Source organism: Microbacterium sp. zg.B48 (assembly GCF_024623505.1).
Lineage (GTDB): Bacteria > Actinomycetota > Actinomycetes > Actinomycetales > Microbacteriaceae > Microbacterium.
This window is the reverse complement of sequence record NZ_JANJFE010000016.1, coordinates 73,675-98,990: the sequence shown is the minus strand read 5'-3', so window position 1 is coordinate 98,990 and position 25,316 is coordinate 73,675. Positions and strand designations below refer to the sequence as shown.

General features: G+C 68.0%; 25 protein-coding genes, 2 tRNA genes and 1 pseudogene. 15 read left to right on the top strand and 13 right to left on the bottom strand.

Translation table 11 applies throughout. The features are described 5' to 3' along the window. Positions 1-5: 5 nt before the first annotated feature. The 3 genes from NQ152_RS12570 to NQ152_RS12560 are packed head-to-tail and all read left to right on the top strand — an operon-like array spanning position 6 to position 3,012. Positions 6-1,013: a thiamine pyrophosphate-dependent dehydrogenase E1 component subunit alpha gene (locus NQ152_RS12570; protein ID WP_257524230.1), complete on the top strand. Its 1,008-nt coding sequence runs from the start codon at positions 6-8 to the stop codon at positions 1,011-1,013. Next, the gene (locus tag NQ152_RS12565) at positions 1,010-2,005 is read left to right on the top strand and encodes an alpha-ketoacid dehydrogenase subunit beta (protein WP_257524229.1); all 996 of its coding nucleotides are present in this window, start codon (positions 1,010-1,012) and stop codon (positions 2,003-2,005) included. Before NQ152_RS12570 ends, NQ152_RS12565 begins: the two co-directional genes overlap by 4 nt. Continuing rightward, positions 2,002-3,012: a zinc-binding dehydrogenase gene (locus tag NQ152_RS12560; RefSeq protein ID WP_257524228.1), complete on the top strand. Its 1,011-nt coding sequence runs from the start codon at positions 2,002-2,004 to the stop codon at positions 3,010-3,012. Before NQ152_RS12565 ends, NQ152_RS12560 begins: the two co-directional genes overlap by 4 nt. Before the next feature lie 3 nt (positions 3,013-3,015). Here NQ152_RS12560 and NQ152_RS12555 read toward each other — a convergent pair whose 3' ends face one another. Both NQ152_RS12555 and NQ152_RS17290 read right to left on the bottom strand, forming a co-directional pair. Further along, positions 3,016-3,531 carry a nuclear transport factor 2 family protein gene (locus tag NQ152_RS12555; RefSeq protein ID WP_257524227.1) on the bottom strand — a complete coding sequence of 172 codons (516 nt, stop codon included), beginning with the start codon at positions 3,529-3,531 and terminating at the stop codon, positions 3,016-3,018. A 17-nt stretch (positions 3,532-3,548) separates the two neighbouring features. Further along, the gene (locus NQ152_RS17290; protein WP_257524226.1) at positions 3,549-5,504 is read right to left on the bottom strand and encodes an NAD(P)-binding protein; all 1,956 of its coding nucleotides are present in this window, start codon (positions 5,502-5,504) and stop codon (positions 3,549-3,551) included. A gap of 198 nt (positions 5,505-5,702) precedes the next feature. Here NQ152_RS17290 and NQ152_RS12545 point away from each other — a divergent pair, with 198 nt between their 5' ends. Both NQ152_RS12545 and NQ152_RS12540 read left to right on the top strand, forming a co-directional pair. Then, entirely contained in the window at positions 5,703-6,497 is a 795-nt protein-coding gene (locus tag NQ152_RS12545) for an enoyl-CoA hydratase/isomerase family protein (RefSeq protein WP_257524225.1), read from the top strand. Between the two features lie 7 nt (positions 6,498-6,504). Then, positions 6,505-8,658 carry an acetate--CoA ligase family protein gene (locus tag NQ152_RS12540; protein WP_257524224.1) on the top strand — a complete coding sequence of 718 codons (2,154 nt, stop codon included), beginning with the start codon at positions 6,505-6,507 and terminating at the stop codon, positions 8,656-8,658. Positions 8,659-8,675: 17 nt separating this feature from the next. Here NQ152_RS12540 and NQ152_RS12535 read toward each other — a convergent pair whose 3' ends face one another. Beyond that, the gene (locus NQ152_RS12535) at positions 8,676-9,287 is read right to left on the bottom strand and encodes a TetR/AcrR family transcriptional regulator (protein ID WP_257524223.1); all 612 of its coding nucleotides are present in this window, start codon (positions 9,285-9,287) and stop codon (positions 8,676-8,678) included. Continuing rightward, complete coding sequence (locus tag NQ152_RS12530; protein WP_257524222.1) at positions 9,288-9,668, bottom strand: (2Fe-2S)-binding protein; 381 nt, start codon at positions 9,666-9,668, stop codon at positions 9,288-9,290. A 341-nt stretch (positions 9,669-10,009) separates the two neighbouring features. Here NQ152_RS12530 and NQ152_RS12525 point away from each other — a divergent pair, with 341 nt between their 5' ends. Together NQ152_RS12525 and NQ152_RS12520 are read left to right on the top strand one after the other, a co-directional pair. Further along, entirely contained in the window at positions 10,010-10,918 is a 909-nt protein-coding gene (locus NQ152_RS12525) for an IS481 family transposase (protein ID WP_257524221.1), read from the top strand. A 30-nt stretch (positions 10,919-10,948) separates the two neighbouring features. Beyond that, positions 10,949-11,509, top strand: a complete 561-nt coding sequence (locus tag NQ152_RS12520; RefSeq protein ID WP_374113594.1) for a zinc-binding dehydrogenase — start codon at positions 10,949-10,951, stop codon at positions 11,507-11,509. A gap of 330 nt (positions 11,510-11,839) precedes the next feature. Here NQ152_RS12520 and NQ152_RS12515 read toward each other — a convergent pair whose 3' ends face one another. From NQ152_RS12515 to NQ152_RS12495, 5 genes are all read right to left on the bottom strand, one after another. Beyond that, entirely contained in the window at positions 11,840-12,772 is a 933-nt protein-coding gene (locus NQ152_RS12515) for a PDR/VanB family oxidoreductase (protein ID WP_257524219.1), read from the bottom strand. 59 nt (positions 12,773-12,831) lie between these two features. Further along, the gene (locus NQ152_RS12510) at positions 12,832-13,566 is read right to left on the bottom strand and encodes a GntR family transcriptional regulator (protein WP_257524358.1); all 735 of its coding nucleotides are present in this window, start codon (positions 13,564-13,566) and stop codon (positions 12,832-12,834) included. A 50-nt stretch (positions 13,567-13,616) separates the two neighbouring features. Then, complete coding sequence (locus NQ152_RS12505; RefSeq protein ID WP_257524218.1) at positions 13,617-14,240, bottom strand: TetR/AcrR family transcriptional regulator; 624 nt, start codon at positions 14,238-14,240, stop codon at positions 13,617-13,619. A gap of 73 nt (positions 14,241-14,313) precedes the next feature. After that, positions 14,314-15,360: an acyl-CoA dehydrogenase family protein gene (locus NQ152_RS12500; protein WP_257524217.1), complete on the bottom strand. Its 1,047-nt coding sequence runs from the start codon at positions 15,358-15,360 to the stop codon at positions 14,314-14,316. Then, on the bottom strand, positions 15,350-16,522 hold the full coding sequence (locus NQ152_RS12495) for an acyl-CoA dehydrogenase family protein (RefSeq protein ID WP_257524216.1): 1,173 nt from the start codon (positions 16,520-16,522) through the stop codon (positions 15,350-15,352). Before NQ152_RS12495 ends, NQ152_RS12500 begins: the two co-directional genes overlap by 11 nt. Before the next feature lie 263 nt (positions 16,523-16,785). Between NQ152_RS12495 and NQ152_RS12490 the strand changes: the two genes are divergently transcribed. From NQ152_RS12490 to NQ152_RS17280, 6 genes and pseudogenes are all read left to right on the top strand, one after another. After that, positions 16,786-17,559: an electron transfer flavoprotein subunit beta/FixA family protein gene (locus tag NQ152_RS12490; RefSeq protein ID WP_257524215.1), complete on the top strand. Its 774-nt coding sequence runs from the start codon at positions 16,786-16,788 to the stop codon at positions 17,557-17,559. Between the two features lie 9 nt (positions 17,560-17,568). Then, positions 17,569-18,525 (top strand): electron transfer flavoprotein subunit alpha/FixB family protein, encoded by a 957-nt coding sequence (locus NQ152_RS12485; protein ID WP_257524214.1) that lies wholly within the window; start codon positions 17,569-17,571, stop codon positions 18,523-18,525. A gap of 88 nt (positions 18,526-18,613) precedes the next feature. Next, positions 18,614-19,069: a hypothetical protein gene (locus NQ152_RS12480; protein WP_257524213.1), complete on the top strand. Its 456-nt coding sequence runs from the start codon at positions 18,614-18,616 to the stop codon at positions 19,067-19,069. A gap of 14 nt (positions 19,070-19,083) precedes the next feature. Next, on the top strand, positions 19,084-19,272 hold the full coding sequence (locus tag NQ152_RS12475; RefSeq protein ID WP_257524212.1) for a hypothetical protein: 189 nt from the start codon (positions 19,084-19,086) through the stop codon (positions 19,270-19,272). Further along, positions 19,256-19,393 (top strand): annotated as a pseudogene (locus NQ152_RS17285) (glutathione peroxidase); the annotation flags it as partial. The gene NQ152_RS12475 and the pseudogene NQ152_RS17285, both read left to right, overlap by 17 nt. Before the next feature lie 127 nt (positions 19,394-19,520). Further along, the gene (locus NQ152_RS17280) at positions 19,521-19,664 is read left to right on the top strand and encodes a hypothetical protein (protein WP_257524363.1); all 144 of its coding nucleotides are present in this window, start codon (positions 19,521-19,523) and stop codon (positions 19,662-19,664) included. A 20-nt stretch (positions 19,665-19,684) separates the two neighbouring features. Here the strand turns inward: NQ152_RS17280 and NQ152_RS12460 are convergent, their stop codons facing one another. Further along, positions 19,685-21,877 (bottom strand): malate synthase G, encoded by a 2,193-nt coding sequence (locus tag NQ152_RS12460; protein ID WP_257524211.1) that lies wholly within the window; start codon positions 21,875-21,877, stop codon positions 19,685-19,687. A 115-nt stretch (positions 21,878-21,992) separates the two neighbouring features. On the opposite strand from NQ152_RS12460, the gene NQ152_RS12455 reads away from it, so the two are divergent. Both NQ152_RS12455 and NQ152_RS12450 read left to right on the top strand, forming a co-directional pair. Next, entirely contained in the window at positions 21,993-22,736 is a 744-nt protein-coding gene (locus NQ152_RS12455) for an IclR family transcriptional regulator (protein ID WP_257524210.1), read from the top strand. Between the two features lie 16 nt (positions 22,737-22,752). Continuing rightward, a complete protein-coding gene (locus NQ152_RS12450) occupies positions 22,753-23,391 on the top strand; it encodes a site-specific integrase (RefSeq protein ID WP_257524209.1) in 639 nt (212 codons plus the stop codon). 221 nt (positions 23,392-23,612) lie between these two features. Here the strand turns inward: NQ152_RS12450 and NQ152_RS12445 are convergent. From NQ152_RS12445 to NQ152_RS12435, 3 genes are all read right to left on the bottom strand, one after another. After that, a tRNA-Ser gene (locus tag NQ152_RS12445) sits at positions 23,613-23,704 on the bottom strand. A gap of 134 nt (positions 23,705-23,838) precedes the next feature. Continuing rightward, positions 23,839-25,092, bottom strand: coding sequence for an LCP family protein (locus tag NQ152_RS12440; RefSeq protein ID WP_257524208.1), 1,254 nt, complete (start codon positions 25,090-25,092; stop codon positions 23,839-23,841). A 67-nt stretch (positions 25,093-25,159) separates the two neighbouring features. Continuing rightward, positions 25,160-25,244 (bottom strand) — tRNA-Ser (locus tag NQ152_RS12435). Positions 25,245-25,316 lie beyond the last annotated feature (72 nt).

Here is a 25,316-nt window from a genome sequence, read left to right as displayed (position 1 = left end):
GCCCGATGAGCACCCCCACGACGGTTGCGCCCGCGGATCAGATCGACGCCACCTCGGTGGAGCAGCTCTTCCGCGTCGCGCTGAAGATCGCCCACTGCGACGAGCGGATGCAGAAGGAAGTCAAGGCGGGCGGCATCAAGGCCGCCACATACCCGGTGCGGGGTCTTGAGGGAGTCTGCGCCGCGATCGGCCTGGCTCTGGAGCCGACCGACTATCTCGTCTCCACCTACCGCAACCTCGGGGACGCGATCGCCAAGGGGATGCCGCTCGGCGCCGCCATAGCGGAGATCAGCGGGCGCGAGACCGGGGTGGCGAAGGGCAAGGGCGGCGCCATGCACCTCGCGGATGTCGCGGTCGGGCTCATGACGACGACCGGGATCGTCGGGGCGGGTCTGCCCATCGCCAACGGACTCGCACTGGCGTCTCAAATGTCGAGTGACGGGCGCGTGACCGTGGTCACCTTCGGCGACGGAGCCACCTCCATCGGGGCCTTCCACGAGGCCCTCAACCTGGCCGCCCTCTGGAAGCTGCCGATCGTGTTCGTCTGCCAGAACAACGGATGGGCGGAGCACACGCCCGTCGACGAGTACATGGCCCAGACCGACATCATCGCGAAGGCGCGCAGCTACGGCATCGATGCCGAGCGGGTGGACGGCTTCGATGCCGTCGCGACGCTGGAGACGCTGGGGCGCGCCGTTTCGGCCGCCCGCATAGGGGCAGGCCCCCGCTTCGTCGAGGCGATGACGTACCGCCTCGCCGGTCATACAAGCACGACCGACTTCTCGTATATGGACAAGGACGTGCTTGCACGTCATCGCGCCGACGACGCCGTCGTGCGGCTGCGTGCGCGCCTGGCGGAAACGGCGTTCGACGCGGACGCCGCCGAGGCGGATGTCCTCGCGGAGATCGACGCGGCCTTCGCGTTCGCCGCCTCCAGTCCCTACCCCGACCAGCGCGAGGCGCACACCGACGCCTATGCCCTCGCCACGAGCGCCCCGGAGGCCCGCCGATGAGCACCGTCGCCACACAGACCCGCACCATCTCGATGGCCGTCGCCATCAACGAGGCCCTTGACGTGGCTCTCGGCACCGATGAGAAGGTCTTCCTCATCGGCGAGGACATCGCCGACCCCGCAGGCGGTGTCTTCAAGGTCACCAAGGGTCTTTCGAGCCGTCACGGCACCGACCGCGTCCGCGCCACTCCGATCGCGGAGCAGGCGATCATCGGCGCGGCGATCGGCGCCTCGATGGTGGGCTACCGTCCCGTCGCCGAGATCATGTTCTTCGACTTCGTCACGGTCGCGATGGATCAGATCGTCAACCACGCCGCGAAGCTGCGCTACATGAGCGGCGGGCACACCACGAGCCCGATCACCGTGCTCACCACGGTCGGTTCTTCGCGGTTCGGCGCGCAGCACGCGCAGACCCTCGAGGCATGGTTCATGCACACGCCCGGGATGACCGTCGCGTATCCCTCGACACCCGCCGACGCACGCGGTCTCATGCTCTCCAGCGTCTTCAGCGACGATCCCGTGCTGTTCATCGCGCACAGCGAGATGCTCTTCAGCTCCAAGGGCGACGCTCCCGAGGGCGACGTGCGCATCCCGCTGGGCGTCGCAGACATCAAACGCGCGGGCGACGACGTCACCATCGTCACCTACGGCACCCAGGTCGCCGCGTCGCTCGCCGCCGCCGCCGAGCTGGCCGCCGAGGGCATCGACGTCGAGGTCATCGACCTGCGAACGCTGCTGCCGCTCGACCTGCCCACCGTGCTCGAATCCGTGGGCAAGACCCGGCGCGTCATCATCACGCATCAGGCCACGAAGTTCATGGGACCCGGCGCCGAGATCGCGACCCTTATCACCGAGCGCATCGGCAAGGACCTCGCAGCGCCGGTCCTGCGCCTGGGTGCCGACTACGTTCCGGTGCCGTTCTCGTCGTCGCTCTCGGTCGTGCCGACGGCGAAGGACATCGCAGCGGCGGCGCGCGCGCTGGTCGCGGAGTGAGCTCCGAAGCGTCACTGGGCTACCTCGTCCGCGAGTTCGGCGACGAGGAGGTCATGTCCTGGGGGCAGCTCCCCGACCTGGCGCTCGGCGACCACGAGGTGGCGATCGACGTGGCATACGCCGGCGTCAACTTCCTGGACGTGCACCAGCGGACGGGGAAGTACCCGCGACCGCTCCCCTTCATCCCCGGCAACGAGGGCTCGGGGCGAGTCGCTGCCGTGGGGGACGGGGTCGTCGGTCTCGTCCCCGGCGACCGGGTCGCATTCGCCATGCACGGCCAGGGTAGCTACGCCCAGCGCGTGCATGTACGGGCCGATCGCGTCGCCGCCGTCCCCGATGTTGTCGGGCTGTCAGATGCGGCGGGGTCGATCCTGCAGGGAGTGACCGCGCTGTGCCTGGTTGAGGAGGAGGCACGCGTCGCGCCCGGCCAGACGGTGCTGGTGCACTCGGCGTCGGGGGGCGCCGGGGCATCCATCGTGCAGGTCGCCCGCCACGCGGGCGCGGCCGTCCTGGCTCTGGTGTCTTCGGAGCAGAAGCGGCAGCTCGCACTCGACGCCGGCGCACGCGAGGTCGCGCTCTACTCGGATGCCGCCGAGTACTCCACCTGGGTCGCCGACCTCACCGGCGGGGCCGGCGCCTCCGCCGTCTTCGATGCAGTGGGCGGCGACCTCGTGCTCGAGGACATCCGCTCCCTCGGCCCCCGGGGCAAGGTGGTCCTGTACGGTCAGACCTCCGGACCGTTCACGCCGGTGCCGCCCGGCCTCCTGGCCGCCCGCTCCCTCTCGGTCGTCTACTCGAGGATCAGCGCCTACATCGCCGAGCCGGGCGAGTTCGCCCGCCTGGCCCACCGTCTGTTCGAGCTAATGGGCGCCGGAGCGTTCGCTCCCTCGAACCTCACGGTGCGGGAGGCGGCCGATGCGGCGCAAGCGCACCGCGCGCTGACGAGTCGCGCCTCCCTGGGCAAGACCGTCCTGCGCGTCGAGGCCGACAGCCTGCGAGCCGACTGAGGCTCAGGCGATCTCAGCGAAGAAGCCCGAGGACGGGTCATCGAGCCGGCGCGCCGGTCGCGGGTAATTGACGTGCCCCGGCCACTCCGAACCAGGCAGCGACTCTCGCGACCAGTCCATGACGACCGTGCGGTCCGCGATGAGCCACGAACCGTCGCGACGCTCGAAGATGTCGAGGTAGCGGCCGCCGATGAAGCCCAGCAGGTTCTCGCCGCTCGCAGCCGTATAGGGCTGGATCGCGAGGAAGTAGCTCTCCACGCGCGCGCGATCGCCGTCGAACTCGAAGAGCACATTCGTGATGTGATGCTGCCCGTGGAGCACGGCGGCGTCCATCTTCTCCACGATGTACTCGGCGAAGTCCTCGGAGACGCCGTTGAACCCGCCGTGGTGCTCGGTCGCGCCGGGGTGGTAGACGGCTTTGAGCGACGGGATGTCGCCGCGGTCGACGGCTCGGCAGTAGCGGTTGAGGACCTCGGTGATCTCGGCTCGTGAAATAAATTCGTCGATCTGAAGTGCCATGTTCTGTCTCCTTCGAATCAGATAGAGCGCGCCAGCAGGGTCGCCTGCTGGATCGCATCCAGGATCGTGTGGCTGCCCGTCGCGTCGCCGATGACGTGGACGGGGAACGGGGCGTCCAGGAGCTCGTCGGCGTTCTCCCGGTTCGGCGTATTGTGGCCGACGAGCACGACCGCCTCGGCGGGAACGACACGACGGCCGATTCCCATGAGGGAGAGTTCGACGCTCCCCGGGAGGACCTCGCTGATCGTGGCGTTGGGCACGAACTCCAGACCGGAGTCGAACAGACGCTCGAGCGCCGCGAACACGGCCGACGGAGTGTGATCCACGGTCGCTCCGATGCGCTCGTGCCGGGAGGCGAACACCACCTGCACCCCCTTCTCCACCAGCTTCTCCGCGACCGATATGGCATCGTACGCGCCGATGTCGTCGTAGATCAGCGCGGTGGAGAACTCCCGCCGACCGCCCCCGAAACCGAGCGCCTGCCAGGGATTGATGACATGCGGGAGCGTGATCCCCGGCGCGTCCACGGCCGGGCGCATCGCCTGGAACCCGTCCTCGCGGGGCGTGGAGCCCGTGGCGAGGATCACCACGTCGGGGTGCGCGTCCTTGATGACGTCGGGATCGACCGGGCTGTTGAGCCGGACAACGACGCCGAGCCGACGGACCTCGGTCTCGAGCCAGGCGGTGATGGCGCCGATGTCCGCCCGGTAGGGCGCGGCCGAGGCGATCGCCACCTGACCCCCGAGCGAGCGGTTCATCTCGTGCAGCTCCACGACGTGTCCACGGAGCGCCAGCGTGCGGGCGGCCTCGAGACCCGCAGGTCCGCCGCCCACGACGAGCACGCGCTGGGGATCCGCGACCCGGTCGGTCGGGTCCATGGTGCGCGTGGACTCCTGGGTCACCAGGGGGTTGACGACGCAGCTCATCCGGCCGAATGTGAAGAACTTGCCCAGGCAGCCCTGATTGATGCCGATGCAGGGGCGTATCTCGTTCGACCGCCCCTCCCTTGCCTTCTTCACGAGCTCCGGGTCTGCGATGAGCGGACGCACCATCGACACCATGTCGGCGATGCCGTCGGCGACGATGCGCTCCGCGTCGTCCAGGGTCATGATCCGACCCGTCACGATGGTGGGGATCGACATCGCCTGCGTCACGATGCCCGAAGCCGGCAGCTCGTACCCCAGCTCGGAGTCCATCGTCGCGAACATCTGCTGGAACCGGTAGTAGCCGCTGAACGACAGGTCGAGGAAGTCTATGGTCGGCTCCACGGCCTTGGCGATCGCCACCGTGTCCTGCGCCGTCAGACCGCCTTCCACCTGCTCGTCGGAGCTGAGACGCACGCCGAGCGCGAAGTCGTCGCCGACCTCCGCGCGGATGGCGGCGATGACCTCGCGGAGGAACCGCAGGCGGTTCTCCGGCGAGCCTCCGTACTCATCCTCACGATGGTTCGTCGCCGGCGAGAGGAACTGTCCGATGAGGTACCCGTGCGCGGCATGCAGTTCGATCCCGTCGATTCCGCCCTCTTTGACACGTCGCGCCGCCGAGGCGAACCCTCCGACCACCTCGTCGATCATGGTCTGGGTCATGGGACGCGGAACGACCCCGACCTGGGGGTTCGGGCGGTCGCTCGCCGACCAGGGCTGCTCGGGCGGGAAGAAGCGTGCCGGACCCGAATGCCAGAGCTGCTGGAAGAGTTTCATGCCGTACGGGCGCATGCGGTCCGCCAGGCGCCGGTAGCCATCGATCACACCGTCGCTCATAACGGGGATGGAAGTCGGCGACACGCGGTGCACACCGGCGATGCCGAGGATGGTCAGACCGACCTCGCCCTTCGCGCGCGCCTCGTGATAGGCGATGAGGTCGTCGGATTGGTCGACCCAGGGAAGGCCGACATTGTGAGCGGCGCGTGCGATCCGGTTGGGGATCGTCACGCCTCCGATGGTTAGGGGTTGGAAGATGCTGTCGTAAGCCACGCGGTGCGCCCTCCTCTCGTCGTCGAGTGCGGGTTAAGGGCTAGGTCCCATTCTGCAGGAGGCGGGGATAAGTGTCTACAGCATGTAACATGCAACACAGCGATGTAATAACGCCACGGAAGCGGAGATGCCCCGTGGACCGAATCGCCGCGATCCGCGCACGCGCGGATGCACTGCACTCGACGCAAGGGGCCGACGATGACCGTTGACGAGACACCCGTCCTGCTCACGCTGGAGGGAGACGTCCACACGATCACCCTGAACCGGCCGGAGCGACTGAACGCCATAGATCCGGCCACGCATGACCTCCTCGAGCGGACCCTGCGCGAGGCCGACGCCAGCGCGCAGTCGCGCGTGATCGTGATCACGGGGGCCGGGCGCGGATTCTGCGCAGGCGGGGATGTGAAGGGCATGGCGGGCAAGACGTCGTTCGGCGAATCGGCGCGCATGCGCGTGCTGTCCCCGGGCCGCCACCTGGTCGACACGCTGCTGCGCATGGAGAAGCCCGTGATCGCGAAAGTGAACGGCGCCGCCGCCGGTCTCGGCGCCACCATCGCGCTGCTCAGTGACATCGTGATCATGTCCGAGACCGCCAAGATCGGCGACCGGCACGTAAACGTCGGCCTCGTCGCCGGCGACGGCAGCGGTGTCATCTGGCCGCTGCTGATCGGTCCTTCGCGCGCGAAGCTCTTCCTGATGACCGGGCGGATGATCGAGGCTCGCGATGCAGAGCGGATGGGCCTGATCTGGCGCGCGGTGCACCCGGATACTCTCGACGATGAGGTCCGTTCCCTGGCCGAAGAGCTCGCCGCCCTCCCCCCGTACGCCGTGCAGGCCACGAAGTCGATGGTCAACAGGTCGCTGCAGGCCATGTCCGGGGTGATCCTCGACACGGGGCTCGCCTACGAGCACCTCTCCATGCACACGGCCGACCACCAGGAGGCCCTGGCGGCCTGGTCGCAGAAGCGCCCCGGCGTCTACGTGGGACACTGAGCGCGACATGACCGATTCCTTCACTGACGTGACTGACGCGCCCGACGTCGTCCGCACACTCCTGCACGCGCGAAGCATCGCGATCGTCGGTGCGTCCGACGATCCGAACAAGGCCTCCGGGCGCACGCTGCACTATCTGAAGAAGTACGGATACGCCGGCCGGATCTTTCCGGTCAATCCCAATCGCCCCGTCGTACAGGGCCTGCGCGCCTATGCCGGCATCGACGATCTGCCTGAGACGCCAGAACTGGCGGTCGTGGTCGTGCCGGCAGCGTCCGTGATCGACGCCGTCTCCGACCTCGGCCGACGGGGCACACCGGTCGCGATCGTTTTCGCCTCCGGATTCGCGGAGGCGGGACCCGACGGCACGCTCCAACAGGACGCTCTCGCGCGCGTAGCGCGAGAGACCGGCATCCGAGTCCTCGGTCCCAATTGCGTCGGCTCGGTGGGCGCCGCGTCCTCGGTGACCGCCGCCTTCATGAGCGGACTCGACCAGGACAGATTCGAGCTCGTGGACGACGGTGTGGCGTTCGTCACGCAGAGCGGCGCGATGGGCGCGTTCGTGCTGAGCATGGCGCAGTCATCCGGCGTCGGACTCGGGCGGTTCGTCAGCACCGGCAACGAAGCGGACATCACCCTGCCCGAGGTGATCGAGGGGCTCGTGGCCGACCCGAGCACGGCGGCGGTCCTTGGCTACATCGAGGGCGTGCGGGATCCCCGAGCCTTCCGTCGTGCGCTCGCGACGGCGCGCCGCCGCCGCGTCCCCACCGTCTTCATGAAGGTGGGACGCAGCGCGCACGGCGCCGCGACCGCGCAGTCCCACACGGGCGCACTGGTCGGCTCCGACGCCGTCTACGACGGTCTGTTCGCCCAATACGGCGTCTATCGGGCCGATGATCTGAGCACTCTGATGGATCTTGGGCGGATCTTCGCCATGCGACGTCTCGCGGCAGGACCACGGCTGTCGATCGTGACCCTGTCGGGCGGCGCGGGTGTGCTGATGACCGATGCCGCCGAGGAACTCGGCCTCGACGTCTCTCCCTGGTCCGGCCCGTCGCAGCAGCGTGCGGCCGAGGCCCTCCCGTCGTTCGCGTCGGTCGTGAATCCGATCGACGTGACCGGCGCGATGATCGCCGAGCCGCAGATTCTGCGGGACGCTCTGGAGATCGCCCTCGACTCTCCCGACACCGACGTCGCCGTGGTGATGATCGGCAACCTCGATCGCGAGGAGTCGGTGGTCGTCGACCACATCCGCGCGGCCGCTGCGACAAGCGACAAACCCCTCGTCGTCGTGTGGGTCGGCGGATCGGGGCACCCCATCGCGACGCTCTCCCGCGAGCACATCCCCACCTTCGACGAGCCGCTTCGGGCCATGCGCGCCATCGCCACCCTCGTGGACTGGTCGGCCGTCGCCGGCCAAGGCACCGGACTGCGCCGTGGAACGGGCGCTTCGACGCAAGAACCGGCGGACGCCGGCGACCACCGCGTCGAAGGCTCGAATCCAACCCTCGACGAAGTCGCGGCGAAGAGCATTCTCGCCGAATTCGGCCTGCCGATCGTCGAGGAGACCGAGGTGGCTGACGCCGACGGCGCGGTCGATGCCGCGGTCGCCACGGGATTCCCCGTGGTCGTCAAGCTGCTCTCCGAGGAGGTCCAGCACAAGTCCGAGCACGGCTTCGTGGCGGTGGGCCTGGGCGACGTGTCCTCCGTACGGGAGGCCGCGGATCGGATCACCTCCGGTGCGGTCGCCATGGGCATCGGCGATCGGCGTCTCGTCGTTCAGCGCATGGTGCGATCGGAGACCGAACTGCTTCTCGGAATGCGGCGCGACGCGGCCTTCGGGCCCGTGATCGCCCTCGGGATCGGAGGCGTGCTCACCGAGCTCGCCGCCGACGTGCAGGTGCGGCTGCCACCGCTGAGCGCCTCCGATGCAGAGTCGATGATCGACTCACTGCGCAACACCCGCGTGCTGCACGGCTTCCGCGGTCGCGCTCCGGCCGACAGATCGCTGCTGGTCAAGGCCATCCTGGACTTCTCCCGGCTCCTCGAGGACACCGGCGACCGGTTCGACTCGATCGAGGTCAATCCGCTTCTGATCGACGAGCATGGCGCCCCCATCGCCGTCGACGCACTCATGATCGAGGCCGCCGACCCCTCATGAGACGCCAGCGGCCACGGTCATTCGATCGTCGTGAGTGCCTGACTGACGCTCGCGAGGGCGTGCACGATGTGGCCGCGATCCAGGCCGCCGTAGCGATATCGGCCCGACGCCCACTCCTCCGACACCGACATCGCGAGCTGCAGATACGCGCGCGCGGCGAGCTCGTCCTCCGCGTGTCGGACGTCGTCGACCGCCACGGGTCCTCGTTCGATGCGACGGATGACACGGTGGATGTAGTCGCGCACGAACTCGGCGCGCACCCCCCGCGCGGAGTCAGGACCTTCACCGGACCAGACGTAGAGGAGTCGGGCGGGCTCCGGATTGTCCTCAGCCCACTTCCACACCAGCTCGACTGCCCCCGCCATGCTGAACGCCGCGGGATCGCGATCCTCCGCGCCGCGCGTCAGCGCGAGATGCCGTTCGGCCACGAGGGCCACCGCCTCGGTGAAGAGCGCCTCCTTCGAGGGGAAGTGGTAGTAGATCGCTGCGGGGGTCACCATGGCGGCGCGAGCCACAAGGGCGATCGGTACCGCGGGTCCCTCGGCGCCGAAGACGGAGATGGCGGCCTCGACTATCTGCGCCCGCCGGGACGGGCGGTGCGCGGCTCGGACGGCAGGCTCGGGCGGCACTCAGCCCACTTCCTCCGCCGGACGGCGGCGGACGCTTCGGCGATGCACGACGGCGTCGCCGTTCAGCCTGGTCTGACACGCGAGCCGATCGCGCGGGTCCTCCACGCCGTGGGCCCAGCGCAGCCGCTGCAGTGTGGCGCGCTCGGCGAACTCCATGTGCGAGAGGTTATCGGACCCCTCGAGTACGGTCATGCAGCACCGCGAGCAGTCGGCGCGTCCCCCGCACACGGTAGGCCAGATGTATCCATTCCGGGCGGCAGCGGCGAACACGGTCTCGCCCGCCTCCACCGGGAACTCCACGTTGCTGCCTTCCACCGTGATCGTGGCGAACTTGGTGGCAGCCTCACGCTCGACGGCAATCGGAGGGGTCTGATCGGTCATCTGCTGCGCACTCCTTCGACGGTGAATGGATGCATGACGCGCTATCCAGGTTACTGGAGTCGAACTATAGTAACAAGGTTGGCCACGCCGCAGCGGCGAGGCGACCCCTGCGGATGAAAGGCCGATGCGGGAATGCACGCGATGATCCAACGCTCAGCCGGCGGGCCGCAGACGCTCTTGTGGACGAGATGCCGACGCCCGCGCCGCTGCCCGGCGAGGTGCGCATCGGGGTCGCGGCAACGGCCTACAACCGTGTTGACAGCGCCCAGCGCGAACGGGGCTAACTCTAAAACTGATGGAGGTTGTTGACAGTTGGGTCTTCCGATTGAGAGGAAGATCCCATGTCACAACGAGAGCTCGAGCGTCGGGCGAACCACAAGCTGGCGGTGCTGCGGCACGTCGAGGAGATCAGCGGGAACGTCGCGGCGACCTGCCGCTACTACGGCATCAGCCGGCAGGTCTACTACAAGTGGCGAAGACGCTACGAGGAGGAAGGCGTCGAGGGGCTGAAGGACCGCTCGAGCATTCCGCATCATCAGCCGCGAAAGACTGATCCTCAGGTGGTCGAGAAGATCCTCTGGCTACGCCAGCAGTATCACTTCGGTCCGCACAAGATCTCGATGTATCTCAGCCGGTATCACGACATCACCGTCAGCCCCTCGGGGATCTGGCGCATCCTGAACAAGCTCGGTCTCAGCCGCCTGCCCGCGTCGCAACGATACAAACGCACTCAGACCCGGTGGAAGCGGTACGAGAAGCAGCGTCCCGGCCACCAGCTGCAGGTCGATGTGAAGTTCATCGAGCCGCTCGGCCAGGTCGGGCGGAAGAAGCGCTACTACCAATACACCGCGATCGATGACTGCACACGGTTGCGGGTACTCCGCGCATACCCGCGCAACGATCAGAAGACCGCGATCCAGTTCATCGACCACGCCCTGTCTAAGCTGCCGTTCCAGGTCGAGAAGGTGCAGACGGACAACGGACAGGAGTTCGGGCAAGCGTTCCACTGGCACCTGCTGGACAAGGGCATCGGCCACGTGAAGATCCGACCTCGGACACCGCGACTCAATGGAAAGGTGGAGAGGTCGCATCGGATCGACTCCGAAGAGTTCTACCGACTCCTCGAAGGCGAGGTCATCGACGACGCCAACCTCTTCGCCGAACGCCTTCAACAATGGGAAGACCACTACAACTACGATCGACCACACGGCGGCCTCGCCGGCCAAACGCCATACGAGCGGCTCCTGTAGAAAGCACGAGACCCACTGTCATAGGCCTCCATCAGTTGCACAGCTAACCCTCCCCCGCCGGGCGCGTCGTCGGTCATCGGACTCGAGCGCTCCGGTGTCGTCGACGCCGTCGGAGCCAACGTCGTGCGCCGCCAGGTGGGCGACTCGGTGTGCGCCCTGCTGAGCGGCGGCGGCTACGCCGAGTACTGCTGCGTGCCCGAGGAACTGGTCATGCCCATCCCAGACGGCGTCGGTCTCATCGCCGCGGCGTGTCTGCCCGAGGCCGCCTGCACGGCGTGGTCGAATCTGAGTCTCGCGCGGCCGTCACCTCACGGTCGGCGGATCCTGGTGCATGGTGGCAGCGGAGGCAGCGGGTCCATGGCCATCCAGGTCGCCCGGATGCTGGGCTACCGCGGCGCGAGCCCGGCGGGCACCGCCGACGGACTCGCCTGGTGCCGCGCCCTCGGCGCCGACGAGGTCATCGACCACCGCGCCGGCGATGTGCCCGAGCGCGTCCTAGAGTGGAGCGAAGGCGCCGCCGCCGACCTCATCCTCGACCTGCTCGGCGCGGCCGGCCTCGGGGCGAACCTCGCGTCGCTCACCCCCGATTGACATCTCGTGGTCATCGGGGTCCAGCACGGGACGACGGCACAGCTCGACCTCATGGCGATCATGCGGCGTCGCGCCACGATCTCCGGCACGACGTTTCGGGCTCGGCCGCTCCATCGCCCCGGGTCGAAGGCAGACGTGGTTGCGGACACCGCCGCCACGCTCTGGCCGGGTTTCGCGGACGGGTCCTTGCGGCCGTGCGTCACGTCGATCGACCACCTCAGCGACGCGGCCGACGTCTACCGCCGCCACGATCAACCAGCGCACGCCCGGGCAAAACGGTCATGATCACCGATTTCGGGTGGCGATTCACCGGCGTCGAGGTAGCGGATCTCACAGCTCGAGCCTGAGAGACGGGGTCTTCGCGCGCGAGACGCAGATGAACATCACTTCGTTGAGCGCGCGCTCCTCGGCATCGAGGATCGAGTCCCGGTGGGCGGGGATCCCGGCGAGCACGCCCGTCTCGCAGGTGCCGCACGTCCCCTCCTGGCACGACGACGGGACGCGTATCCCGACCCGGCGCACGACCTCCAGGATCGACTCGTCCGCATGCACACGCAGCACACGGCCCGTGGAGGCGATCTCGACGTCGAAGGGCATCTCCTCGTGACCGGGCAGCAGAGGGGTTGCGGAGAAGCGCTCCGTCCTGAACGACCCCGCAGGCCAATCCGAGGTCGCGATCTCTGCTGCCCGGATCATGCCCTCCGGCCCGCAGCAGTACACGAGCGCGCCCGGATCGGGCTCACCGACGAAGGCGCGCAGATCGGGGATGCCGCGCTCGTCCTGCGGCCAGAGCTCCACGCGGTCGGCGCCGTACTCGGTCAGCTCGTCGGCAAAAGGCATCGCGGAACGATCCCGCGCTCCGTACAGGAGCTTCCACGCCGTGACCCCGCGCGCCTCCAGTTCGCCGATCATCGCGGCAATGGGGGTGATGCCGACTCCGCCCGCCAGGAAGATGTACCGCCAGCCGGACCGCAGGGGGAAGAGGTTGCGCACGCCGACCACTCGCACGCGGTCTCCGGGCGCGAGGTCGTCGAAGAGCGACGATGAGCCCCCGCGCGAAGCCGGCGCGCGATCGACGACGATCAGCCACGCATCCGGCGGGCCGAGCGTCGTGACGAGCGAGTACTGCCGGACGATGCCGCTCGGTGTCACCACGTCGAGGTGCGTGCCGGCATCGAGGACGGGCAGTGCATCGCCGTCTGGGCGCTCCAGGACGATGCGGGCGATCGAACCGACTCGGCTGATGCCACGTACGCGCAGCATCAGGGGCGAATCCGCGGTCACGCCCGCCATCACCGGAGGAGCATTGCCTGCTTCCACCGTCAGGCGGAGGGTGCCGCGTTCTCTCTAGGTTCGCTCGATCCGCCGGCGCTCTCGAGGCCCCGGCTCTGGTACAGGTACAGCACGCCGCGCACGTGCGCGCGGGCGACCCTGTCGGCTTTCGTCGTATCGCCGGTGGTGATCGCATCGACGATCGCCTCGTGGGCATCGATCACACGCTGATCCATGCCGCCCGGCTCGGTCGACATGGCGCGGCTGAGGAGCACGAGCTGCCCGCGGACCTTGCCGAGCTCCTCGAAGATGCGCGAGTTGCCGCTGCCTGCGGCGATGGCCGCATGGAACTCCTCGTCGTAACGCAGGTGGGCAGCGAGGTCCTCGGCGCGGACGGACTCGGCGTGCAACTTCGCGATCGCCACCAGGTTCTCCTTCTGTTCGGGGCTCATCTGGCGTGCCGCCAGCCGGGCGGCCATGCCCTCCAGTGCCTCGCGGAATTGGAAGAGCTCCAGCAGGTCGTCCGAATTGCCCTGCAACACGACGGCGCCCTTGCGGGGCACCACCATGACGAGTCCCTCATGCTGAAGCCGCATGAGCGCCTCACGTGCGGGTGTGCGGCTGACGTTGAGCTCGCGGGCGAGCTCGGGCACGCTCAGACGACTGCCCGGCGCGAACTTCCCCGACAGGATCGCGAACCGGATCTCGTTGGCGACACGGTCCAGCAGCAGACCCTCTTCGGGGATGGGGTTGAGCCGGGGACCATGGCTTTGGTCTGCGAGCATCTCGGTCACCTCTTGATCCTTCTGTCTCGGCTTCACATTACATGCAGAAGTCAGTCATGATACCCCTGCGACCAGTGAGCGATGCGCGTCGCGATGACTCGGACCACATCGGGCCGACACAGCGCCGCCTCCGCGGGATTGCGCGACGCCGCCCGGAGGGTCGTCAGCAGAGACAGGAGTGCGCTCGCGAGAAGCCACGCCTGCTCCGCTGAGGTCGTGGACGACCGATCGCACACCTCATGCGCCACCGCCGCGCGGAACGCGTCCGCGCATTCGTGGATCGCATCGAGCGGGCGCGCGCCCCCGCTGGGCACATCCCCGGAGCCGACGATCAGGTGCGACGCGAAAGGATCGACGGTGATCCACGCCGCGCACGAGACGACGCCTTGGACGATCCATGCCTCAACGTCCGTGACGTCCTCACCCGGGAAGCACGACTGGGCCCGGCGATACGCCTCCCGCGTCAGCTCATCGCGCACGTCGCCGAGGGAGGAGAAGTGATAGTAGACCGACGACGGCGCCATCTGCGCCGCACGGGCGACGTCGGCGAGAGTTGCTCGTCCGTCCGTCTCGGCGAGCACGATCGCCGCGGTCGCCAGCACATCACCGCGTCTCGACGGGCGGTGCTGCGCACGGACCGTCGGCTGGGATTGCACGATAGACGCGTCGCTCATCGCGAACCCACGCTAGCAGCGCCCGCTCTGCGGCGGGAGGGTCCGGAGGGTGGAGGCGGCGTCCGACGAACCGCTAGGGTGCCGGTGCAGTCGCATCCTCGGTCACGATCCGGATCCCGTCGTTCAGCAGCGATCGGCCGATGGCCACGCGCAGCTCAGGTTCGCGTCCGTACGTGCTCTCCCATGCCTGGCCGCGCATGAGCCAGAAGTGCAGGTCGTACTCCCAGGTGAAGCCGATCCCGCCGTGCAGCTGCAGACCGTTCCGATTGGCGAATCTCGCCGCGGCGTTGGCGCTGGCCTTGGAGGTGAGGCTGGCCAGTTCGGCGTCCGGGCGGTCCTCGCCGAGGGTGTAGCCGGCATACCAGGACAGCACTCGGGCCGCCTCGATCTTGACCCCGAGATCAGCGAGGCGGTGCTTCACGACCTGGAAGGCTCCCAGAGGCTGACCGAACTGCTCCCTCTGGATCACGTAGGCGATCGTCATCTCGAGGATGCGTCGCGACAGGCCGACGAGAGCGGATGCCGTCGCGGCGCGCCCGTGGCGTTCGATCAAGGCTGTGGCGCCTGCGCCCGTGGCCACGACGGAGCCGGCGGAGAGTGCGTCGACGTCGACGCGAGCCAGACGCCGCGTGGGGTCCTGGGTGCGCAGCGGTGTCCACTGGGCCGTCCCCCGGGTGACGAGGTGCACGGCATCGGCGGTCGGCACCAGGACGGCATCGGCCTCTTGCCCGAAACTGGCGTAGCCGGAGGCATCTGCGACGGAGAATACGACCTCGCCGGACGCGATGCTCGGAAGCCACTCCTCTGCGGCGGGGCCGCGGAGGGCCTGGAGGAACGGCGCTGCGATGCCCGCGGTCTCCAGCAGGGGCTCCGTGAAGCCCGCGTGCGCCGCACCCTCGATCGCCAGGAGAGTCTCCAGATAGCCGACGCCGAGTCCGCCCAGCTCTTCGGGGATGGACAGTCCCATGACGCCGAGATCTGCGACATCAGCCCAGATCCCGGACTTCTCGATCCGCTCCTCCCAAGTGGCCCGAAGGCGGTCGGCAGGAAAGCGGTCCGTGAAGAATTCGGCGACCAGGTCGCGCAGCTGCTCTTGGTCGTCAGTGAGCTCAAAGTGCATGACGCTTGTCCTTCGGTAGGCCTAGAACGCGCTCGGAGATTATGTTGCGCTGCACCTCGTTCGCGCCGGCGTAGATCATGGCCGCTCGAGACAGCCAGTAGCGCTGGCGCCAGCGGACGGGCGCCGGGTCCCCCTGCTCGCCATCGCGGAGCTCGGCCGCGGGACCCATGAGCTGCAGCCCGAGCTCGTAGAGCCTGACCTGGAGCTCCGACCACCAGAGCTTGCCCATGGATGCCTGCGCGGTCGGCTTCTTGCCGATGGCCACCTGGCTGAGCGTCTGCAGCGTCATGTAGCGATACGCCTCGATGTGCTCGTGCAGCCAACCGAGCTCGGCCAGTACGTGGGCATCCTCGAGGGAGTCGGCCGGCACCGCGTCGATGAGGTCCTGCAGGAAGCTCGAGAAGTGCGCGGCGGTGTAGAGGCTCGCCCCGCGCTCGTGCACCAGCGTGGACATGGCCACGTGCCACCCGTTGTCGATCCGGCCGATCACGTTCTCGTGCGGAACGAGCACATCGGTGAGGAAGACCTCCCCGAACTCCCGCGCGTGATTGATCTGGCGGATGGGCCGCACGTCGACCCCCGGGTCCGACATGTCGATCATCAGGAACGTCAGGCCGGCATGGCGCCGGCTCTCGGGATCGGTGCGGACGAGCGCGAACATCCAGTCGGCATGCTCCGACCAGGAGGTCCAGATCTTCTGACCGTTGATGAGGATCCCGTCCTCCCGCACCTCGCCGCGCGTGCGGATGGCCGCCAGGTCACTGCCGGCGCCGGGCTCGCTGAAGCCCTGGCACCACAGGTGCTCGCACGAGAGGATCTTCGACAGCCAGCGGTCCTGCTGCTCGGGCGTTCCGAGATCGATGAGGGTCGGTCCCGCCAGTCCCAGGCCGAGTCGGTTCAATCGTGGTGGCGCACCCGATCGCAGGTACTCCTCGTAGAAGATGAGCGTCGCCACCGGGTCGGCGCCCCGACCGCCGAAGCGCTTCGGCCACTGCACGGCCGCGAAGCCGCCGTCGAACAGTTCGCGCTCCCACGCACGCGCACGGCCGACGCCCTCTTGGGTCGCCAGGTCTGGCGCCGGCCCTTGCGGTGCGTGCTCGGCGAGCCAGGCGCGAATCTCATCTCGCAGGAGTTTCTGGTCCGCGGTCATGGTCAGGTTCACAGGTAGCGCCTCCCGGCAGCATCGTTGCGCCGATGGGTTGTGGTAGCGGATGATGTTGCTTACATATTACATGTTGCGTGCTAAACGGGAAGCAGTTTGTTGCATTGCGCATGAACCATTGAGCGGTGCGCCGTTCAATGCACTCTTCGCCTGCGGAGTCGGCGTGACCGCCCTTGGGTGCTTTTTGCATGTAGCATGCAACAACGGGATGACGGCGACCCTGCCCAAGCCATCCCGATGAGTGGATGCGGGGAGTGGCGCGGATGAAGATCCTGGTTCTCGTCAAAGAGGTGCCCGACACCTATGGAGATCGAGTGCTGGACCAGGAGACCGGACTCGCGCAACGTGCCCTGGGGGACGCGGTCCTGGACGAGATCGGTGAGCGTGCCGTCGAGGTGGCGCTGTCATACGCAGACGCCAACCCGGGCACGGATGTCGTCGTGCTCTCGATGGGACGCCCGGAGGCGGTGATAACGATCCGCAAAGCGCTCGCGATGGGGGTGGGCTCCGCCGTGCATGTCGTCGACGACGCGCTGATCGGCGCCGACATGGTGCTCACGGCGGACGTACTCGCCGCGGCGGCGAAGAGAACCGGCTTCGACCTGGTGATCACCGGCAACCAGTCGACCGACGGCGTCGCCGGAATGGTTCCTGCGATGATCGCCGACCTCCTGGGCATCCCCGCGGCTCTCAATCTGACCCGGGTGCAGATCTCCGAGGCAGGGGTATCCGGTGAGCGTGCCACAGAGGTCGGCAGCGTCGAGGTCGATGCCGACCTCCCCGCGCTGATCTCCATCACGGAGAGCCTGCCGGACGCGCGATTCCCCAACTTCAAGGGCATCATGGCGGCCAAGAAGAAGCCGTTCGAGACGCTTTCACTGGCCGATCTGGGTGTCGACTCCGCGGCGACGGATGCCCGCTCGATAATGATCGCCGTCAGCGTGAGACCGCCCCGGGCGTCGGGGACGACGATCATCGACGAGGGAGACGCGGGCGACCGCCTGGCGGCCTACCTCGTCGCGAACCGCCTGGCGTGAGGACGAGTAATGACGACCATCGATGACATCACCGCGCCGGTGCTGGTGCTTGTGGACACGACCCCCGATGGTGCTCCCGCGCCCTCGACCGGCGCACTCCTCGGTGCCGCTGCAGCGATCGGCACTCCGGTCGCCGTGGTGGCCGCGGCGGATCACGTCAATCGGGCCGCCGCCCTGGGCGCCGGTGGGGTGATCGTCGCCGGGGGCGACCGCACAGACGCCCTCACCGCGGCCATCGCCCGCATCCGGACCGACGCCGTCGTACTGTCGCACTCGGTGGAAGGACGCGAGGTCGCGGCACGACTGGCCGTGCGCGCCCGCGCCGCTGTCGCCGTCGACGCCGTCAGGATATCGCGCGACCACGAGGGAGTCATCGCGCACCACTCGGTGTACGGCGGGGCCTACGACGTCGTGAGCGCGGCGACGTTCGGCCCCCCGATCATCACGATCCGACAGGGATCGATCGATGCCCGTGCAGGTGCCGTGGCATCCCCGCCCGTCGAACACCTGGACACCCCCGCGTCGCAACGGCGCTCGGCGCGGTTCGGAACCCTGACGCCGATCCCGTCGTCATCGTCACGCCCGGACCTGCGGGGGGCTGCGCGGGTCGTCGCGGGGGGTCGCGGATTGGGCTCGGCCGAGAAGTTCGCCCTCGTTGAGGATCTGGCCGACGCGCTCGGTGCCGCCGTGGGCGCGTCCCGCGCCGCCGTCGATGCCGGCTACGTCGCCCACGCGCATCAGGTCGGCCAGACCGGCGTATCCGTGAGCCCGCAGCTCTACATCGCTCTCGGCATCTCGGGGGCCGTGCAGCACAAGGCGGGCATGCAGACTGCCAAGACGATCGTCGCGATCAACAAGGACGCGGATGCTCCGATCTTCGAGATCGCGGACTTCGGCGTCGTCGGTGACGTGTTCACGGTCGTCCCGCAGTTGATCACCGCGCTCGACGCGAATGCGAAGCGCTGAGGACACGGTGCCCGAGATCATCGTCCGCCAGGGACTCCCGCGCAGATCGGGTGGACCACCGTGGCCACCCGCCCTCCCAGCCGCTCGCGTGGCCGACGGCGTGCCCGCCCGCGAGGCCGCCCGGGAGGCCGACCGAGTGCCCGACGAGCCTGGTGTCGTCCGCTACGAACCCCACGACAAGCACAGCGAGGGCGACGCATCCCCCACCCTCCGCCGCGGATTGCCGAGGAGGGCGGGCGGCGACCCCTGGTCGCCGAGCCGCGGAAACGCCGTCTTCATTCGCACCGTGGACTCCACCACGAAGACAGCGGAGTCGGAGCATTCCGAGGAGGCATCCATCCCCCCGGAGTCGCCCGGTCCGGAGCCGAGGGACGTGGTCGATGTCTCCGTGCCGCTCGCCTTCCATGCGACCGCCGGGGCCGGCGCCGGTGCGCCGGCCGCGCCCTCCGCGCCTCCTCGTCGCTACGGGCCGTACACGGCGCCGCAGTGGCCCCTCATCCTGACCCCGATCGCCCGCCTGTTCGGCCACGTGTCCGCACGGTAGGAAGCCTGTTGATCATGATGGACGACACCCCGGCGAGCGCCGGCGGCGGAACCGGCGGCGAGGCGCTGCGCGAGATCACCTTCCGCACCATGAGCGGCCGGGACACGACCCTCGGCCCATACGAGGGCGATGTGGGCCTCGTCGTGAACGTCGCCTCGCGATGCGGCCTGACGCCGCAGTACGAGGTTGCAGCGGATCCATGAGGAATTCGCCACGCGGGGACTGCGGGTCCTCGCCTTCCCTGCCAACGATTTCAAGGGACAGGAACCCGGAACGGATGCCGCGATCGCCGCGTTCTGCTCGGTCAACCACGGTGTGGAGTTCGCTTTCATGTCGAAGATCAGCGCGATCGGTACAGCGGCGCATCCTCTCTACCGAGCTCTAGCCCGCCGCATCCGCACCGCCGGGCAAAGACGACTTCCGTCGCCGACTGCGCGACCGGGGCAATGCGGTGACCGACGACCCCGAGGTGCTCTGGAACTTCGAGAAGTTCCAGATCTCACGCTCGGGACAGGTGGTGGACCGGTTCTCACCCGATACGGAACCCGGGGATGAGTCCGTGCTCGCGGCGATCCGGAGCGAGCTCGACCGCTGAGACCGCCGCAGTCGGCGGGATCAGCGAGCGATGCCCTGCTCGACCTTCTTGGCCCGCCGGACCGCGTGAAGGATGGGCTCGGTGTAGCCGTTGGGCTGCGCGGCGCCGTCGACAATGAGCGACCGTGCCGCTTGGAACGCCAGGCCCGGACCGCGGGGTCCGACGAGCGGCTCGTAAAGAGGGTCGCTGGCATTCTGCCCATCGACCACCGCCGCGAGTCGCTGCAGGCTCTCATCGATGCCCGCTGCGTCGATCAGGCCGTGCCGCAGCCAGTTGGCCAGCAGCTGGCTGGAGATCCGCAAGGTCGCACGGTCCTCCATGAGTCCAATGCCGTGGATGTCGGGGACCTTGGAGCATCCGATGCCCTGGTCCACCCAGCGCACTACATACCCCAGGATCGACTGCACGTTGTTGTCGAGTTCCGTGGCGATGTCGGCGGCGTCGACGGGATGGCGCGACAGAGGCGGTACGAGGACAGCATCGCGCTCGGAATCACCGTCGAGTGCGATGCCGTCCCGCGCGGCGGCGGTGTCGACCTCGTGGTAATGGACCGCGTGGAGGGTCGCCGCAGTGGGAGACGGCACCCATGCGGTCGACGCACCGGAGCGCACGTGGGCGATCTTCTGCTCGACCATCGCGTGCATCAGGTCGGGCATGGCCCACATGCCCTTGCCGATCTGCGCACGACCGGGGAATCCGGCTTCCAGTCCCGCCTTGACATTGGCGCGTTCGTAGGCCTCGAGGAAGACCTGGTTGCGCATCTGCGCCTTCGGGACAACCGGCCCCGCCAGGAGCGACGTGTGGATCTCATCGCCGGTGCGGTCGAGGAAGCCGGTGTTAATAAAGACGATGCGATCCCGCGCCGCGGCGATGCATGCGCGCAGGTTGAGAGTCGTGCGGCGCTCCTCGTCCATGATGCCGATCTTGATCGTGCGCGGCGGAAGACCGAGCATCTCCTCGACACGACCGAAGAGATCGACCGTGAAGGCCACCTCTTCAGGGCCGTGCATCTTCGGCTTCACGATGTACATCGATCCGGTGCGGGAGTTGCCGCCGCGGTTCGGACCGCGCAGGTCGGGGAGCGCACCGAGAGCGGTCATGACGGCATCGAGGATCCCCTCGGGGATCTCCGCGCCAGCGGCATCGCGCACGGCGTCGGTCGTCATGAGATGCCCGACGTTGCGCACCAGCATCAGCGATCGCCCGGGCACCGTCACGACTCCCCCGTCCGGTCCGACGAAGGCCATATCGTCGTTCATCGTGCGCATGAACGTGCGACCGTTCTTGGTGACCACCTCGGTGAGGCGACCCCGCATGAGCTCACGCCAGTTGCGAAAGCCGAGCACCTTGTCCTCGGCATCCACCGCCGCGACGGAGTCCTCCAGGTCCATGATCGTCGTGAGGGCGGACTCGAGGCGGACGTCTTGGACGCCCGCGCTGTCGGTCGCCCCGATCGAGCCCTGAGGATCGATGACGATCTCGACATGCAGGCCCCCGTGCGTGAGGAGCACGGAGCTCGGTGCCGCTGGGTCGCCGATGTGACCGGCGAAGGCCACGGGGTCGGACGGCGTGGTGGTGGCATACTCGCCCCGCTCGACCACGAGTGCGCCGTCCTGTACCCGGTAGGCGGTCGCCTCGGCGTGAGACCCACTCACGAGCGGCGCGACCACGTCCAGCACCTCGCGTCCACGACGTACGACCTCTGCCCCCCGCTCGGCGTTGTAGTCGGAGCCTCGCGCGAGGCGGCCGGCATCTGCCACGGCATCCGTGCCGTAAAGCGCGTCGTAGAGCGAGCCCCAGCGCGCGTTCACGGCGTTCACGGCGAAGCGCGCGTTCAGCAGCGGCACCACGAGCTGTGGACCCGACAACCGCGCGATCTCGTCGTCGACGCCGACGGTCGTGATCGTGAACGGCTCCGGCTCCGGGACGAGGTAGCCGATGTCCTCGAGGAACGCGCGGTAGTGCACCGGGTCGGGCAGTCCGGGCCGATCCCTGTGATAGTCGTCGATACGGACCTGCAGGCGGTCGCGTTCCCCGAGGAGGGCGCGGTTGCGGGGCACGAAGTCTCGGAGGAGCGCGCTGAAGGCGCTCCAGAATCGCTCGGGATCGATGCCGGAGTCCGGCAGCGCATCACCCTCCACGAACGTCGCGAGCGACTCGGAGACATCGAGGTCGGCACGCGGGACACGTTCGGTGCTGACGATGCTCGTCATGGCGATTCCTTCCGGTCTGCGGGTGAGACATGTGGAAGCTACGACGCGTCGTGATAGTTTCGGAAAAGTGTTTCCGTAATGCGGAAACCGCATCTCATCGCAGGAGAGGACTGATTTGAGCGCCACGCCCCGCGTGCAGTCGATCGACCGCGGCTTCGCGATTCTGCAGACGATCGCCGGCAGCACGGAGGGTGCCCTCGGCGTTTCCGAGATCACCGGCCTCACCGGCCTGTCCCTGCCGACGACCCACCGCCTGCTTCGCACGCTGGTCGAGCTCGGATACGCCCGACAGCTCCCGTCCCGGAGGTACGCACTGGGTCCCGCCCTCATCCCCCTGGGCGAGAGCGCCAAGTCGCGCACGTCGACGTGGGCCAGGCCGCTCCTCGAGCGTCTCGCCGTCGCGACGGCGGAGTCGGCCAACCTCGCGCACCTGGACGGGGACATGGTCGTCTATCTCGCACACGTGCAATCGCGACACCAGATGCGGATGTTCACCGAGGTCGGGCGCCGGGTGTACCCGCACTCGACGGGGGTCGGCAAGGCCATCCTGGCGCAGTTCCCGAATGCCGAAGTCCGTGCGATCATCCAGCGCACCGGCATGCCGACGTTCACCGGAACGACGCACGCACGCACAGCCGATCTGATGGCCGATCTCGACGTCATCCGCGCCCGCGGCTTCGCCGTCGACGACGGCGAGCAGGAGGTCGGAGTGCGGTGCCTGGCCGTGGCCGTGCCCGGCGGCGTGCGTATGGCGGTCTCGGTGTCCGCCCCGGAGGCGCGCCTGCCATCGACCTCGATTCGGCAGGCGGTCGCGGCACTCCACGAAGCCGCCGACGCTGTCGCATCCGAGACGCGGTAGCGTCGAGCGGCCGCCCGTGGCGGAGGCTTCAGCCATAAGTCGATGTCGGGATCTCACCCACACTCAGGTAGAGCAGCTCGCGGCAGCTAGCGGTGAGTACGGGACGCTTATCCGCACACTGGCCTACACCGGCCTGCGCTGGGCAGAGGCAATCGGGCTACGGGCGCACAGCGTCGATCTCACGCGATCACGGATCTGGGTCGTGCAGAACGCGGTGGAGGTCGGCGGACAGATCATTGAGGGAACTCCGAAGTCCCACAAGACCCGGCATGTTCCGATGCCATCGTTCCTGCGCGAAGAGATCCATGATCGGATCGCAGGTCTCGGCCCCGATGACTTGGTGTTCCCGAGCCGGGCAGGCGACTTCATGAAGCGTGTACGCAACAGCAAGAACTCGAAGTCATGGTTCAAGAACGCAGCAGCCGCGGCCGGTGCGCCCAGGATCAAGATTCACGACTTGCGTCACACGACAGCGTCGCTGGCCGTCCAAGCCGGCGCCAATGTCAAGGCGATCCAACGCATGCTGGGTCACGCGTCCGCCGCCATGACGCTCGACGTCTATGCCGACCTGTTCGACGACGATCTGGACGCAGTCTCAGCCGCACTCGATCGCAGCCGCTCAAGCCAGCTCGGTGGGCCCCGTCACGGAGACTAGGACAGTTCGGTGATCGTGATCACGGCCGTTTGACTGTGCCGCTGTGCGTGCGGGCCGGACCGCAAAGCATGCCACGGGCACACGCTCTGGATTCCCCTCAAGCATCACCGCGCGAGCCTTCGCCGATAACAAATGTGGGCAAACGGTGGGCACGCGGGGCTTCAGCCGCCAAGCCAGCCCTCGAGAACCGCGGAAAATCAACGAACTTGAGGCAGATACGGTGGCGGAGACGGAGGGATTTGAACCCTCGGACCCCGTGAGGGGTCTCCACCTTAGCAGGGTGGTGCACTAGGCCGGACTATGCGACGTCTCCAGGCATCTGTGGCAGAAACCACGGTGATGCGCCCAGCAATCATAACCGCTGGCGGCCGGACCGGCGAACCGACCGCTGACGCCTCACCCGAGCGTCGAAACGCGTGCACCGACCGGGGAGTTCAGTCTGCCGGACTAGTCGCGCAGGTTTCCGTTCGAGCAGGTCTCCTGAGCGGCCGTCGACCCGGTGATGTCGGACGGGAGCGCGATCGACTCCTGCACGGGCGGCGCGGACGGGTCGGGCACGGTGGGCTCGACCGGTGTCTCCGGCTCGACGACGACGACGCTTTCGTTGGAACCCGCGTCACCGGTCAGCTGCAGGGGCTGGTTGGCCGCGAGCGCATCCCAGATGGCCTGCGCGGAATCGTAGTTCGGGACGACCTTGTTCGGGTCGTTCGGGTCGGTGACGACCGGGTACTGCAGGAAGACGATCTCCTCAAACGGCACGTTCTTGACCGCGAGGGCGATCTGCACGAGCGTCAGCGGATTGGTCAGGCTCTTGCTCGGGGTCACGTTGTCCACCGCCGTGGTGGCGAGCTTCATGAGCGCGCCGGGATCGGACAGCACGTCCTCGCTGACCAGCTTGCGTGCCAGCCTCGACATGTACTGCTGCTGGTTGCTGACACGACCCAGGTCGCTGCCGTCGCCGACGCCATGACGGGTGCGCAGGAACTGCAGCGCCTCGATGCCCTGGATGTTGCGCATCCCGGCCGGCCAGTCGATGCCCGTGTAGTAATCGCGGATGCCGCTGGCCAAGCACACGTCCACGCCGCCGACGGCGTTGGTGACCTCGATCACGCCGCCCCAGGTGACCTTCGCCGCGAACGGAATCGGCTGCTCGCTGAGCGCCGATACGGTTTTGACGACACACGACAGACCCCCGTACGAGTACGCGGTGTTGATGGGCTGCTTGCTCATCGCCGGCGTCTCGGAGCCGTCCTCGGCGGTGCACGAGGGGATCGGGATCATCAGGTCGCGGGGGAAGGAGATCACCGTGACGCGGCGGGGAGCGTCGGAGATGTGCACGAGCATGTTCACATCGTTCAGTTCGCCTTCGGCATCCGGGCCGGTGCAGCGGTCGCCGAAGTATTCGGCGTATGCCGGCTCGCAGGCATCCGTGCCGGCCACGAAGAGGTTCACTCCGCCCTCGATCGCGCCGATGTCCGGCGGGACGGACTCCTGGCCGTCCAGGTCCACGGCATCCTCGGTGAAGCTGGTGGTCAGGTCGGTGAGCGCGTATGCGGCGACCCCGGCCCCGGAGACGAGCACCACGGCGACGAAGATCCCGAGGATCTTCATCAGCATCGCCACCGGATGCGGCGACTTCAGCTCCCCGTGGCGCGCGACAGTGCGGCGGCCACGTGTGGAGGGCTTGGTCGTCGGGCTCACTCGCGTCCTTCCGGGATGCTTCGGATCTGCACCGCCCCCTCCCGCCGAAGCGGAAAGCGGCATTGCGCGGAGGGTGTGGGATTCGAACCCACGGGACATTGCTGCCCACTGGTTTTCAAGACCAGGTCCATCGGCCGCTCGGACAACCCTCCCGACAGGTGACGCGAGATCGCGGCATCCGTCGAACAGGCGTCGAGTCTAGCCGAGCACCTCCGACCGATTCT